Here is a 13,170-nt window from a genome sequence, read left to right as displayed (position 1 = left end):
CCTGAATAATCGCTACCTAACTGTCTAGTGATGTTCCCAATTGGACACTTTCCCGATGAAGAGTCCAGATGTGAATCTACACTAACTCCTCAGAAAAGTACAACTGTTGTTTCTGACGGCTCTAACTCTCTAGCTTAACTCCACCCTCAAGTCCATTCCCTCAACTTCGGGGTTAAACCCGCTGAATAACAGGGCTTTGAGGGTTGTAGCCTGGCCAAGAGTTCCGTCTAACGATGAATAAAATCTATCACCGATCGAGGCCTCCTCTATCCGGGTATTTATAAAAAAAATTTATCGTTCCGGACTGATTTTTGATTCAGAAAAATTGACTCCCATTCAGGAAAGCTACTGATCCAAAAATCCCAGTTGTCGCCGAGCCTCTAACAAACCAATTCCCACACTGACCGACAGATTTAAACTCCTGACGCCCGGTTCGCTCATCGGAATGGATGTCGTCGCATCACAAGCGGCCAGCAGTTCCGGGGACAGGCCTGTGGTTTCCCGTCCAAATAACAGCCAGTCATCGGCTTGATATTGAAACTGGACGTAATTTTCTTCCCCTCGCTTACTAAACCCTATCCAGCGTCCACCCCAATGGCGGTGATACCGTTTAAAGGCTTCTAGGTCTCGATGGTATTTCAAGGGAACGTAGGGCCAATAATCTAAACCGGCTCGCTTTAGATCGCGATCGCCAATTTCAAATCCCAACGGCCCAACTAAATGCAATTCGGTACGGGTGGCGGCACAGGTTCGAGCCACATTCCCGGTATTGGGGGGAATCTCAGGTTGAATCAAAACGACACGGGGCATGAACTCTCGATCGCTAATTTTTTACGCTGTATCAGGGGCCAGGTTGAAAATAGAGGAATAAGGATTTCCCCTAGCGGAATCTCGTCATTTTGACGAGAATTCATAGCTTTTTTTTATATTTCTACAATTGATTTAACGATAAGATATTTTAAACGATGATTGGCTCTAAGCAACCAAAGATGGTTGACACAATTTATCCTCAAATTCTTTTTCCTGTTTTTCCATCGCCGCGATCGCCTGTTGGATGATCTGACGGCTGCTCAACCCCTGTTCGTGCTGTCTCAACCACTGTTGGGCGGTGTTTCCCTCCTGCAAAATTTTCTTGACCGGAGACAAAAAGCAGCTAAAGCCCCGCCGTTTGGCGACGGGCCACACTTCTTGATAAAGTTGGATAATCCAATCGTGAGCCGAGATCTGCTCCCCGGTTTTCCAATGGCGCAGGGACGCCTCCAAACTCCGATGGGCGGCTGCGGCTTCGTTTTCTGCGGTGAGGGCTACCAAGTCACTCCCCCGGCTGCTGGCGGGAAAATCGCTCTGTTCGAGGGGATCGAGACTCGGATCTTCGAGCATTTGCCACAGTCGCGCTTCTAACAACGCCGTTACCGCCAGTAATGCCACCGGATTGACCACCAGATCGCAAATTCTCAATTCTAAACGATTCAGATTGTACGGACGGCGATCGCCATTGGGCCGCACCGATGACCACAGGTGGCGCACGTTATACATGGTTCCGAGGGCCAGTTGTTCTTCTGTCCAGTCGATGTAGTGGGAGTGACTTTCAAACAACGGAACCTGTTTTGGCGTCTGCGGAAACACGGACCAACGGGTGGAATGGTGGCCTGTGGGTTGACCGTCGAGAAACGGAGACGAAGCGCTCAAGGCTAGATACAGCGGCGCCTCCACCCGCACGAGGCGAATGGCCTGCATCAACTGTTGGGGGTCACTGATGCCAATATTAATATGAATGCTGGCGGTGACGACCGTTGTACCGTAGGTTTGCTCAATATAGGTGTGGTAGGGATTGTTTGGATCGGAGCGATAAAAACAGTCGCTCTCTCCCAGAGACAGGGTACTTCCCGGAATCAGGGTATAGTTTCCCCATTCGTTTAAAGCCGATCGCAGGGTGCGCCGAGGCTTGACCAAAGCGCACAACAGGCGATCGTAGTTGCACAGCGGCGCCGTTGTATACTCGACATTGCGGCTATCGGGTTCTCGCACGAATCCCTCTAATTCGGCGACAATCCGATCGCTCAGGCCGACTATTTCTCCTTGAGGAGTGCCTGTATACATTTCTACTTCAAAGCCTTTTGACAATAGCACGTTCTTTCCTCAGTGGGTGCGTTTCCGGGCCAGAGGTTGGGGCGCTTCGCAGAACTCCGAGCCAGGTAGAGGGATCTTGATTGGTGATCCGACGGATTTAAGCCTCTGTTTTCTCTGGGTTGACCTACCTTATCCTATCATAGATTCACATTCCCAAGGAAAGATACTTTCTGATTCCTCAGAAGCATTAAATACATAATCATAGTCAAATTCTACCGAGCGAATATGACGGGTGACGGAAAAACCACAACCAATCACTTGCTCGGTGGTAAAAGTGACCAGAATTAACTCGGTGAGTTTGCGGTTGGAAATATTGGGTTTTTTGACGAAATAATCTCTCCGAGCGAAAAATATTCGTTCATCTTTGGGAACGACGATCCCATTGAGTTTGTGTGTATTTTGAATCGGTTTAATGTAGTTTCTGATGAAATCATCAGGATTTCGTTGCAGTCTGGATAAGCGTTCGTGCTGTAGCCAACTCATATTAAACATCAACTTCAACAGTTCAAATCCCAAGATATAATAAAAAACTTTATCTTTATCTTCCGGGTTTAAAGCCAATCTTAAAGCCGATTCTAGATATTCCTCCGGCTGACAGCGAGCATCTTGAGCCGAGTGAATATAAAACTGTCTGATGTAATTTCTTAATAGAGATTCGTTGAGATTGGTCTCGAGTTTAAACCAGCTTAAATACTGCTTAATTCGTTGCAGAGTATCAACATCTTCTAAAAGTTTTGATACCAACCCATCGGCAGTATATTCGTCTAAAAACTCGGCTTGTTTCTCGGGAGATGAGGCACAAAGAATATAGCACAACGATAAAACGTAGCGCCGTTCGGTCCAGGGTAAACTTTCGGCCCACTGCTGAACCTCGGCCGGCAACCGATCAAACAGCGCATTGGTTTTTAAGGGTTCCAGGAAATTCTTTCTTTTGTACTTTAGCATGGCTCTCACTTTAAGCTTTCTGTGGTTTTTTCTGGGGTCAAAATGGGAAACTGTTACCAAATTTGATTGGTGTTGAATTGCTGGTTAGATAGTCTTGGCTGAGTCTCGGTGTGATATCAATCACAAATTTATGTGTTTTTGATCGCTTCAATCATTTCGAGAAAATTTACCCCCAAATCATCAACTTTCCGCCTTCTAGTTCGCCTTGCTAATCTAACTTCAACTTCTATTTATATTTAGTTCTATCCAATTCATTTGTTTTACAGCCCATCAATTTTTGAAATTCTAACACTATTGTCTCAAAATTTACACCCCAAAGTCAAGGGGATTTTCTCGTTGTTTATACCAGACTTGACTTGTTAATTTTATACCAAGCTTTTAGTAGTAAAATTATATACATCAAGTCTCAGTATTTTCATGGAGAAATCGAACATGAGTGCGATCGTTGCTGCTGATCGAAGTGGATCGGGTAAAACAACCGTCACCCTTTCGCTTTTGGCTTACCTCCAACAGAAACAATTCAATATCCAATCTTTTAAAATTGGCCCCGATTATATCGACCCGATGTTTCATCAATTTGTCACTCAAAAACCCTGTCGCAACCTCGATCCCATTCTCACTTCAGAAGCCTATATCAAACAGTGTTTTACTGATCATATTCAAAAAGCCGATTATGCACTCATCGAAGGAGTAATGGGGTTATTTGACGGCGTTTCACCCCTGATTGATCACACCCCTACCGCCTCAACCGCTCACATTGCTCAAATCCTCAATTTACCCCTATTATTCGTGATAGATTGCAGTCGATTATCCGGTTCAGTGGCGGCAATTGTGAACGGCTTTACCACCCTAAATTATAACTTAAAATTTGCGGGTTTAATCTTAAACAAAGTTGCAAGCGATCGCCATCTAGAACTCTTACAAGAAGCACTAGAACCCTTAAATATTCCCATCCTTGGGATAATCCGACGACAAGATCAAATACACCTCCCCGAGAGACATTTAGGCTTAGTCCCCACCGATGAACTTCCCCAACTTAACACCTTAATTGAACAACTCGTTAAATTAGCCGAAAACAGTTTTAACTGGGAAAAACTCCTTCCCTTATTCCAAACCGAAAAACCAGTTAAAATTCAACCAACTCTCACCATCCCCTGTGTTCAGCATTCGGTTAAAATTGCCATCGCTCGCGATCAAGCCTTCAGTTTTTATTATCAAGATAACCTGGATATTTTACAACAACTCGGAGCAGAATTAATCTTTTGGAGTCCTCTCAACGACAGCCAAATTCCCCAAAACATACAAGGATTTTACTTTGGCGGTGGTTTTCCCGAAATGTTTGCTAAACAGTTATCCGAAAATTTATCAGTGATTAAAGCTATTCGAGATCAAATCTCCGTAGGAATACCAACTTACGCCGAATGCGGAGGATTGATGTACTTATGTGAAGAAATAATCGATTTTGAGAACAAATCTTGGCAAATGGTGGGGGTTCTTCCCACAAAAGCGTTCATGGGAAAACGATTAAAATTGGGATATTATCAAGCAACAACCTTACAAAACAGTCCTTTATTTCCCCAAGAAACCACTATTTTCGGACATCAATTTCATCGCTCCGACCTGACAACAGAATCCCCAAATCCGGTTTATAAAATGAAGCGTTACCGTCAAAATAAAGACAATCAAACCATCACCGAAGGATGGTCATTCGCGAATCTTCATGCGTCTTATTTGCATCTACACTGGGGAAACAATCCCGAAATTCCAACGAGATTTTTACAGCAATGTTCTATTTTTCAGTAAACTAACCGTAGATTGAGATAGAGGTTAAAAACCCGGCAACTTCTACGAAACCGGGTTTTTATTCCCCCCAGAAATACCTCGTACAACAATTAATTTGCAACAATTCAGGAACCGTAACAATCTATTTTGCTATTATATTGCTGTTGAAATCCAATTGCCATGAAAACCACTCGGAACCCGAACCGGAAGATGAATTTCAGCCAGGGGTTCACCTGCAAAATTGGCGGGGTCAAGAATAACTAAACTGCTGGTTCCTGTGTTTTCATCAAAGACAAATGTGACCACATATCCCTGATCTTCACCCTCTTGTCCTTGTTTGGGAATAAAACTCGCTTCACCACAATAACGTCCGGGTTTAAAGCGGTGAACGTGAGAAACTTTCCGTTCCAAATCATATTGAATCAGTTCAGAAAAATAGTTCGGAATGTTCTTTTGTACCATTAATTCTACATCGATATGAGGCGTATATCCAAAGCGATAGGGTTGTCCGGTTTTCCGAAAATCAAACGTCGGGAAATCAACAACTCGATCATCTAAAGGTTCATGCTTGGCTGTTTTTTGTTCGGGATTAATAATCAATCGTTGTAAATGAGATTTAATCTCTTGTCCAGAATTTACGGTAGAGGGTTCTAATTTCAGTTGATTATGATAGGCGAAATCAACCACAACTTCTCCCTGTTGTTCGTAAGCATTCATAAAATGCCACATCCACAACGGTTCTGTTTCTATCCAAATCGGTTTTTGATCAACATTCTTGCGATGAATTAACCCGATTTTTGTACCATATTCCGGCTTCCATTCAAACGGAAGTCCACCGCCGAGCGCTTGAAATACATTGAAAACTAAAGGACAATGAAAGAAAATAATGTAATTTTCAGTAATCGCCGTATCATGTATTAAGGCGGGAGATTCCATTTCAATGGGGGTTTTCCGAATAATTTTTCCCTGTTTATCGGCGACGTAATACACCAAATAAGGCGCAGCTAACAGAGAATAACGATAAAAATGTAACTCTCCCGTTATCGGATCAACCTTGGGATGTGCAGTCATTGCTTCTTCGAGTTCGCCATCAAAATCCCACTCTCCCAACGTTTCTAATTCGCCAGAAATTTTGTAGGGTAATCCGACTTCATACAACGCCAATAAAGTATCTCCATAGGATACAATATTAGTATTGGCATAATTCACAAGCGGCATATTTTGTCGTTCTTTTCCCTCCATATCTTGCTGTAAGCTTTTGGTGAGAATCCAACGATTTCGGTAACTGGCTTTTCCTTCTTTAAGATAAACCGCATGAATCATTCCATCGCCTTCTAAGGGATATTGATAAGCGACGGGTTTTAAGTAAGGATTGGGGCCATTTCTCATGTACATTCCGTTCAAATCTGGCGGAATTTCCCCGGTAATTTTTAAGCTATCAACATCAAGTTCCTGAAAAACGGGTGCGTTAATTCCTTGTAAGAAAATGTTATCGCTTGACCATTCGGATGTTGAAATTAATTTGCGACTGGGAGCAGATAAAGCTAACAGAGAATGACCCCCAACAGTCGAAAGAAAAGAAGCAAATGCAGCAGCTTTCAGAAAATCTCGTCTGGAAAAGTTCGACCGTTTCATATTTAAAAAATAATATCTCTAGAGGTGGCTAAAATTTTAAACCCACAATCTAGAGATAGGGACAATTGTTTATTGTCTTTTAACAACAATCTAAATTAAACTTGAATCTGTTATCAAAGATACGATTCAAGTCGGGTGGGTGACATCAAAAATGTTTATTTTGAACAGTAGGGTGGGTGACATCAAAAATGTTTATGTTCAACAATTTAATTCTCAGTTGTCACCCACCCTACAACTGTTCTTCAAGATACAAATATACCTCAAAAACCCGGTTTCTCAAAGAAACCGGGTTTTTATAGAAATTCAGTTACAAATTCAACAATAATACAAAACTTTAAACTGAAAAGGGGATGTAAATTCTCTCAGACAGTCAACTCGCTGCGGCTTCACCCATCCCCCGAACATTACCTAACTTGCGGTAACATCAACAACCGTTTTTTCAGCGTCTACAACCTCGCCTTCAGCTACTTCTGTAGAGGTTGTTTTTTGACTACTCTTGAGACGTTCTAACAATAACTGAGAGATTTCTGTTACAAACAAAGTCGCAACAATTCCATCATCAATCCATCCTACAATAGGGATAAAATCAGGAGCAATATCAATCGGACTCAGCAGGTAAAGTAACGTTCCCAGAATCAATACCCAACGGTATTTGGTATTGCGGAGGGTGTGACGATACCAGTTATAGAAGGATTGAATTACGTTTTGCATCCGGCTACCTCGTTGTTTCGTATATTTATATAGTTACAGTTCCTCTGTTTATCTGGAAGTGTAGATTTTCCCCCCCCAACATTCGGGTACTTACACCGGGTTTCTTTTCGGAATTAACCCGAAAGGCGGTGTAGGGTGCGGCTAACGTTTTTTGGATGAACTTATACTTTTTATTTAATTGATGTCGATTTGGCGGTAAGATAAGTATAATGCGATCGCAGACTATCGGTAAGAGTTTAGGGTGTGGGTTGGGTTGAAGGCGTAACTTGTCGGACAGCGCGATCGCTTTTGATCAAAAGTTGGGTACTTTAGGAAAGTAGGCAGTTGTAGCAACCCACCAGAGGCAGATATGACCAGTGCAGAACGAGAATATATGCAGTCTCGTCAACGCAATCTCAAGCGTAAACAAAAGTTAGTTGCATTGATTGGCGCGATTGGGTTTGGCGGTTCAACTTTATTCACTCTTGCTCCCGTGTTTAAGAATGCTTTGCAACAACAAAATCAACCCCAAACCGCAGAGGTTGAGTCTATTGAAGTGCAGTTAAAAGCAGAGGAAAAAGCTTATACAATTGTATTGCAGCGAGAACCGGATAATTTGACGGCTTTGGAAGGTTTGCTGAATGTTCGGCTAAAAATGAATGATTCAAAAGGTGCGATTGAACCGTTAGAGAAGTTGCTTGAGTTGAGTCCAGAGAGAGAAGATTATAAGGCGTTATTTGAGGAGTTGAAATCGGCTTCCGATTTACAGCAATAAATAGACAAAGAATTGAACCTTTTAAAATTTACTCTTTCACAAGCTGATGAGCGAAAAAACCGAGAACAGGTCAAATTTTTCTCTGCTTTCCTTAGATTGGAAGGCTTTTAATATTATAATATTTCCCAATTTTAATCAGCCAGAAGAATTAATAATAAATGATTTAAAAGAAGTCTTTTTAAAACTTTTAACATGTTCAAATCTATCAGAGATCAACTTGGTCATAGAAATCGGCAACTTTTCCGAGGAAGATGCCAATATATTTTTATCAAGTATTGTAATGCAATTACTGATGGAAGAAAATTTACAGGTTGAAGAAGAACCTCATATTAGTTTGATTAAAAACTACAGTGCAAGACAGTGGTCGGCTTTATTACCTTGTCTTCAATATCGAATTATACTTAATTATGAAAATGAAGAAATAATAAATCGGGTAGCTGCTAACTTACCGACTCTTAAATTAGACTCTAACTTGAGTTTTCAGATGGAGAGTCTTATTTCCCGACCTTCTTATAGTCCAAGATCTGAAATTTTTCAGCTTGTTAAAAATAATCCGGGTCAAATGTCTGTTGATGAATACTGTTACCTAACAGATAGACTTTCCAGTAAATCTCCCTGTAACTTTTTAGTATTTGGGGTAGGCAAAGATAGTAATTTTTGGCTGAATATAAACTCGGGTGGAAAAACTGTATTTCTTGAAGATAATCAAGACTGGTTTGGTGAAATAACCCGTGAAATAGCAAATATAGAAGCCTATTTAGTTAAATATAATACAACCGTTCAACAAGGATTAAACTTATTAGTTCAGTATAGTCAGGGAATAGATAATTTGTCTATGGAGTTACCCAATTTTATTGATAAAATCAAATGGGATATTATTTTTGTAGATGCACCTGGGGGATATGCCGAACATTCTCCAGGACGAATGAAAAGTATATATATGGCATCTCAACTTGCTACCATGGGAGAAACAGATGTTTTTGTTCACGACTGTAATCGAGTTATTGAAAGTTTATACAGTGGATATTTTCTTCATAACGAAAACTTAATAACTCAAGTGGGTAAATTGAGACATTATCGAATTGTTCGTTCTGAATTGGGGAATTATAAATGAGTCAAGATGTAGAGTCTAATTTGGTGCAGGAATATCTTGAAACACTTCATCGTAGAAGTGGCAATCTTAAAGTTTTATTCGGTTCGAGGGTTCATTCTCAAATTATTGAACAAGCAACAAATTGGTCAAATCTTGATATTCATGTGATTTCAGCAATAACGGGAAATGAGAATAATTTTGAATATGAATCAACTCTCAATCAGCTACAAAGTCGAGTTACATTTCAGTCAAGTTTAACGACACTTCCCTTATTCAATTGGGACTTAATAATATTAACCGAACGGGAATTAAATGCACTCAGTATAGATTTTATATTAACTTGCATCAATCTGACTGAATTGATGATTAGTGATTCTCTAGATAGTGATTCCTATGATGCTCAGTTGGGTAGGCGAGGATTTATCCAAGTTTGCGATCATCCTCTTGTCTATAAATGGAAGAATAAAACAGATTGGGGAACTTGGTTACTCTCCCAACAAAACTTTTTGAAAGCTGTCTCCGCTTTTCAACGTGTATTAAAAGATAATCCTGGGGACGTTACTGCACTAACTCAGTTGGGTTTATTATCTGTAAAAATTGAAGATTATCAAGAAGCAGAATCTTTATTTAAACAAGCTTTACGACACTCTAGGCGTGATTGTTTTTTAATCGAACAATTGGCTAAAGTTTTAGTAGAGCTAAATCAATTCCAAGAAGCGACAGATATTCTAGAACATCTTGTTACCATTCAACCCCTAAATACATTGGTTTGGCTGCTGCTAGAAAGATGTTATCGTCAGCAAGGGAAAGCAGAAAAGGCAAATCTAGCTTATCAATACAGTGTTAATCTCAGAAGTAATAAAACGAAAGTTGATGTTTCAATAGGCTTGGGAGAAAAACCCGTAGCGAAAATTCCTCCCAAACGAATTTTGATTATTAATAATCTCTATCCCCCCCAAGAACTTGGAGGATATGGTCGTCGAATTTGTGATTTTGGTAATGTTCTCCGTAAACGAGGACATCATATTTATATCTTAACTTCAGATGCACCATACTTAGGAGTTATCAAATCCGAGGAAAATAATATTACTCGAAATTTACTCTTATGTGGAACTTATGAACAATTACCTCCTAAACCTTTTGAGGAACAAACTAAAATCGCTGAAATAATACAACATAATGATCGAGTTATTCAAGCAGCCATTAATTATTTTGAGCCGGATTTTTGTTTGGTCGGAAATATCGACTTTCTGAGCAATACAGTATTTCAACCTTTCTTCGCTCGAGCCATTCCTGTTATTCATTTATTGGGATTTGAAAAGCCCGGGTATGCAGTAGAATACACACCAGATACTCCTTTGTATTGGGTGGGTGCTAATAGCAAGTATGGTCAACAAAAAGTCTTGAGCAAAGGTTATCCTTTGAACGATATTGGCGTTGTTTATCCTGGTGTATTTCTTCGCCAATTTCAGATGTGTTGCTTGCCGAGTTTTGATAAATTACGGATTGTTTTTGCTAGTTTAGTGCTACCCTATAAAGGCCCTCAAGTTTTGCTGGAAGCCTTAGCTATTCTACATCAAAACAATATTGATTTTCACTGTTCTATTGCCGGAGATGCTCCTAACTCGGATTTTTTTCAAAGTCTAAAATTATATGCACAACAACAAGAAATAGAGAATCAAGTTGATTTTTGTGGATATTTATCTCGGACTCAATTGATTGATTTATTTGCAACTCATAATGTTTTAGTCTTTCCCTCTGTCTGGGAAGAACCCTTTGGTCGCTCGCAAGTGGAAGCGATGGCCGCCGGATTAACCCTAATTACAAGCGGAACAGGTGGTTCAGGAGAAGTAATTGAGCCAGGTGTGAGCGGCTTACAATTCTCTGCGGGGAATGCTCAGGCTTTGGCTGAAACGCTGATGAATTTGGTTAATAATCCTCAACGATGGGAACAAATCACTATCGCTGGTCAACAGCAAGCCAAACAATTTGATATTGATCGTTCTATTGATTTGATAGAAGAAAAGTTTGATGAATTACTCAAAATTCGAGACGGTAACGAAGCCTTAGTCAAACAAAAATTAACAGTAGAGTTATTTAAAAAATATCGACTACAAACCAACAACTTTATCGCTTTTCCAGATTGGACTCAAGATGAAGAATCTCTCGGTTCAGATTTAGCAGAAGTTATCAAATCTGTAATCACTCATCCTGATAGCAGTCGAATGACATTGTTGATAGATAATAGCAATATTTCCGACGAAGAAGCGGATTTAGGTCTTTCTAGCATTGTAATGAACCTGATTATGGAGGAAGAATTAGAGGTTGCTGACGAACCGAATATTGTATTAATCGGACAATTGAGCGAGATTCAATGGTCGGCTTTAATCCCTCATTTACAGGGTCGAATTGTCCTAGAACATGAGAATCAAGACGCGATTAAACAATCTCAAGCCGAAAATATTCCAACCGTTGAAGTATAGCGTTTCTCAAGCTGGTGAGGTACACCTTAAAATTTCAAGTCCCCCTTGTGAAGGGGGATTTAGGGGGATCGTCCGTATCTCATTCGATTGAAAACTGCTATAGACAGCTTATGAAAACTGCTTTTTTCTTTAAAAGCCATGACATTAACCGCGACTAACAAGCTGACCTTTCTCGAATTTTTAGAACAGTATCCCGATGGTTTCGGACAGTATGAACTGGTAAACGGAGAACTCGTAAAAGCCGAACCCACTCGCGCTCATAAAAATGTGGCTCGGTTTCTAGTTCGTTGTTTTGATCGAGAAAGCGATCGCCTGAATTTAGACTATATCGTTGATAAAGATATCATCATTAAAACCATAACTCAAGAGGGAGAAGAACGGGGAAGAAATCCTGATGTTGGTATGGTGAAAGCGGAAATTTGGAATAGCAACGTCCGAACCTATGGCGCCTTAACAGAACCCATTCAACTTGCTGTAGAAGTGGTTTCTACCAATTGGGAGGATGATTATATTGATAAACGGGATGAATATCAACGCTTGGGAATTCCTGAATATTGGATTGTTGATTATTTGGCGATTGGTTCTCGCACCCTTTTAGGAAATCCTAAACGGCCGAAAATTTTTGTTTATCAGTTGGTTGAGGGTGAATATCAAGTCCAGTCTTTTACCGGAAGCGATCGCATTGTTTCTTCCACTTTTCCCGAGTTAGAATTAACCTGCGATCAAGTGTTTGCATCGAGTCCAATTCGGGAGTTATAGTATTAAGATCATCCACCTAAATCCCTTGAATCACCCCAAACCTCTCTCCTTTTCGACTATGATATATATATAAATTAGCTTAAATTAGCCCCCCTTTATCCCCCCAACTTTGGGGGGAAATTTCAAAGTCCCCCAGAAATACCCCCATCTTTCAAAGTCCCCCAGAATACCCCCATTACCCCCAGAATTGGGGGTCACGGGGGCGGGGGTCACGGGAGCCGGGGGATTTAGGGGGCGGGGGATTTAGGTGGCGGGGTCAGGGAATTTAGAGGGCAACACTAATGTCAAAAGATTCTCCTAGAATTCGTGGAACTAATCCGCAAACTGAGCAGGCTGCTCGTTATTTGCGGCAAAATCTAACTCCTGCTGAAGCGCAATTATGGAGCGCCTTGCGGGGTCGTCAACTGGCAGGACTCAAGTTTCGCCGTCAGCATCCTGTAGGACAGTTTATTGTTGACTTTTATTGTCCATCCTGCAAATTAGTCATTGAGGTTGATGGAGACATTCATACTCAGCAGACAGCCTATGACGAGGCTCGAACACAGCATCTTCAATCGTTTGGTTATCGAGTGTTGAGGTTTACCAACGAAGAAGTTCTCAGCGACCTGCAAACTGTTCCTACTCGTATTCTCCAAATAGCACAAGCAGATTTCCCCCCGCCTCCCTAAATTCCTATCGCCCTCTCCCCCAGCCCCTCTCCCAAAATTGAGAGAGGGGAGTAGTCGCCCTCACCCCTAGCCCCTCTCCCAAACATGAGAGAGGGGAGTATAACAGCACAAATGTTGTGGATACTTTGAAGACTTGAAAAGAGTCTTGTTCCCCCCCAGAATTGGGGGGCGAGGGGGGCAATCTAAATCTCTCTCGCCCTCTCCCCCAGC

11 protein-coding genes are annotated in these 13,170 nt (G+C 41.1%); 6 read left to right on the top strand and 5 right to left on the bottom strand.

Annotated elements, in window-relative coordinates; genetic code table 11:
* Nucleotides 1-345: 345 nt before the first annotated feature.
* The 3 genes from ACL6C3_RS00805 to ACL6C3_RS00795 form a co-directional block, all read right to left on the bottom strand.
* The gene (locus tag ACL6C3_RS00805) at nucleotides 346-810 is read right to left on the bottom strand and encodes a tRNA (cytidine(34)-2'-O)-methyltransferase (protein WP_413164420.1); all 465 of its coding nucleotides are present in this window, start codon (nucleotides 808-810) and stop codon (nucleotides 346-348) included.
* Between the two features lie 165 nt (nucleotides 811-975).
* A complete protein-coding gene (gene gshA / locus ACL6C3_RS00800) occupies nucleotides 976-2,130 on the bottom strand; it encodes a glutamate--cysteine ligase (protein WP_413164418.1) in 1,155 nt (384 codons plus the stop codon).
* A 129-nt stretch (nucleotides 2,131-2,259) separates the two neighbouring features.
* The gene (locus tag ACL6C3_RS00795; RefSeq protein WP_413164417.1) at nucleotides 2,260-3,075 is read right to left on the bottom strand and encodes a cobyrinic acid a,c-diamide synthase; all 816 of its coding nucleotides are present in this window, start codon (nucleotides 3,073-3,075) and stop codon (nucleotides 2,260-2,262) included.
* Between the two features lie 432 nt (nucleotides 3,076-3,507).
* Between ACL6C3_RS00795 and ACL6C3_RS00790 the strand changes: the two genes are divergently transcribed.
* The gene (locus ACL6C3_RS00790) at nucleotides 3,508-4,878 is read left to right on the top strand and encodes a cobyrinate a,c-diamide synthase (protein WP_413164415.1); all 1,371 of its coding nucleotides are present in this window, start codon (nucleotides 3,508-3,510) and stop codon (nucleotides 4,876-4,878) included.
* Nucleotides 4,879-5,010: 132 nt separating this feature from the next.
* Here ACL6C3_RS00790 and ACL6C3_RS00785 read toward each other — a convergent pair whose 3' ends face one another.
* Together ACL6C3_RS00785 and ACL6C3_RS00780 are read right to left on the bottom strand one after the other, a co-directional pair.
* Nucleotides 5,011-6,492: a carotenoid oxygenase family protein gene (locus ACL6C3_RS00785; protein WP_413164413.1), complete on the bottom strand. Its 1,482-nt coding sequence runs from the start codon at nucleotides 6,490-6,492 to the stop codon at nucleotides 5,011-5,013.
* A 408-nt stretch (nucleotides 6,493-6,900) separates the two neighbouring features.
* The gene (locus ACL6C3_RS00780; RefSeq protein ID WP_040484625.1) at nucleotides 6,901-7,203 is read right to left on the bottom strand and encodes a YkvA family protein; all 303 of its coding nucleotides are present in this window, start codon (nucleotides 7,201-7,203) and stop codon (nucleotides 6,901-6,903) included.
* Nucleotides 7,204-7,552: 349 nt separating this feature from the next.
* Between ACL6C3_RS00780 and ACL6C3_RS00775 the strand changes: the two genes are divergently transcribed.
* The 5 genes from ACL6C3_RS00775 (at nucleotide 7,553) to ACL6C3_RS00755 (ending at nucleotide 12,960) form a co-directional block, all read left to right on the top strand.
* Nucleotides 7,553-7,957 (top strand): tetratricopeptide repeat protein, encoded by a 405-nt coding sequence (locus tag ACL6C3_RS00775; RefSeq protein WP_413164411.1) that lies wholly within the window; start codon nucleotides 7,553-7,555, stop codon nucleotides 7,955-7,957.
* 46 nt (nucleotides 7,958-8,003) lie between these two features.
* Nucleotides 8,004-9,071, top strand: a complete 1,068-nt coding sequence (locus ACL6C3_RS00770) for a TIGR01627 domain-containing protein (RefSeq protein ID WP_413164410.1) — start codon at nucleotides 8,004-8,006, stop codon at nucleotides 9,069-9,071.
* Nucleotides 9,068-11,533 (top strand): glycosyltransferase, encoded by a 2,466-nt coding sequence (locus tag ACL6C3_RS00765; protein ID WP_413164409.1) that lies wholly within the window; start codon nucleotides 9,068-9,070, stop codon nucleotides 11,531-11,533. Before ACL6C3_RS00770 ends, ACL6C3_RS00765 begins: the two co-directional genes overlap by 4 nt.
* A 138-nt stretch (nucleotides 11,534-11,671) precedes the next feature.
* Complete coding sequence (locus ACL6C3_RS00760; RefSeq protein ID WP_413164407.1) at nucleotides 11,672-12,292, top strand: Uma2 family endonuclease; 621 nt, start codon at nucleotides 11,672-11,674, stop codon at nucleotides 12,290-12,292.
* Between the two features lie 281 nt (nucleotides 12,293-12,573).
* Nucleotides 12,574-12,960, top strand: a complete 387-nt coding sequence (locus ACL6C3_RS00755) for an endonuclease domain-containing protein (protein ID WP_413164406.1) — start codon at nucleotides 12,574-12,576, stop codon at nucleotides 12,958-12,960.
* Nucleotides 12,961-13,170: the final 210 nt, after the last annotated feature.

Source organism: Capilliphycus salinus ALCB114379 (assembly GCF_047276495.1).
Lineage (GTDB): Bacteria > Cyanobacteriota > Cyanobacteriia > Cyanobacteriales > Microcoleaceae > Capilliphycus > Capilliphycus salinus.
The sequence above is the reverse complement of the archived record's forward strand: the minus strand, read 5'-3'. Positions and strand labels throughout refer to the sequence as shown.

Bases quoted from the DNA above. Each gene is read 5' to 3' on its own strand.
- ACL6C3_RS00805 (WP_413164420.1), bottom strand. From the start codon at position 810: ATGCCCCGTGTCGTTTTGATTCAACCTGAGATTCCCCCCAATACCGGG.
- ACL6C3_RS00795 (WP_413164417.1), bottom strand. From the start codon at position 3,075: ATGCTAAAGTACAAAAGAAAGAATTTCCTGGAACCCTTAAAAACCAAT.
- ACL6C3_RS00790 (WP_413164415.1), top strand. From the start codon at position 3,508: ATGAGTGCGATCGTTGCTGCTGATCGAAGTGGATCGGGTAAAACAACC.
- ACL6C3_RS00785 (WP_413164413.1), bottom strand. From the start codon at position 6,492: ATGAAACGGTCGAACTTTTCCAGACGAGATTTTCTGAAAGCTGCTGCA.
- ACL6C3_RS00780 (WP_040484625.1), bottom strand. From the start codon at position 7,203: ATGCAAAACGTAATTCAATCCTTCTATAACTGGTATCGTCACACCCTC.
- ACL6C3_RS00775 (WP_413164411.1), top strand. From the start codon at position 7,553: ATGACCAGTGCAGAACGAGAATATATGCAGTCTCGTCAACGCAATCTC.
- ACL6C3_RS00770 (WP_413164410.1), top strand. From the start codon at position 8,004: ATGAGCGAAAAAACCGAGAACAGGTCAAATTTTTCTCTGCTTTCCTTA.
- ACL6C3_RS00765 (WP_413164409.1), top strand. From the start codon at position 9,068: ATGAGTCAAGATGTAGAGTCTAATTTGGTGCAGGAATATCTTGAAACA.
- ACL6C3_RS00760 (WP_413164407.1), top strand. From the start codon at position 11,672: ATGACATTAACCGCGACTAACAAGCTGACCTTTCTCGAATTTTTAGAA.
- ACL6C3_RS00755 (WP_413164406.1), top strand. From the start codon at position 12,574: ATGTCAAAAGATTCTCCTAGAATTCGTGGAACTAATCCGCAAACTGAG.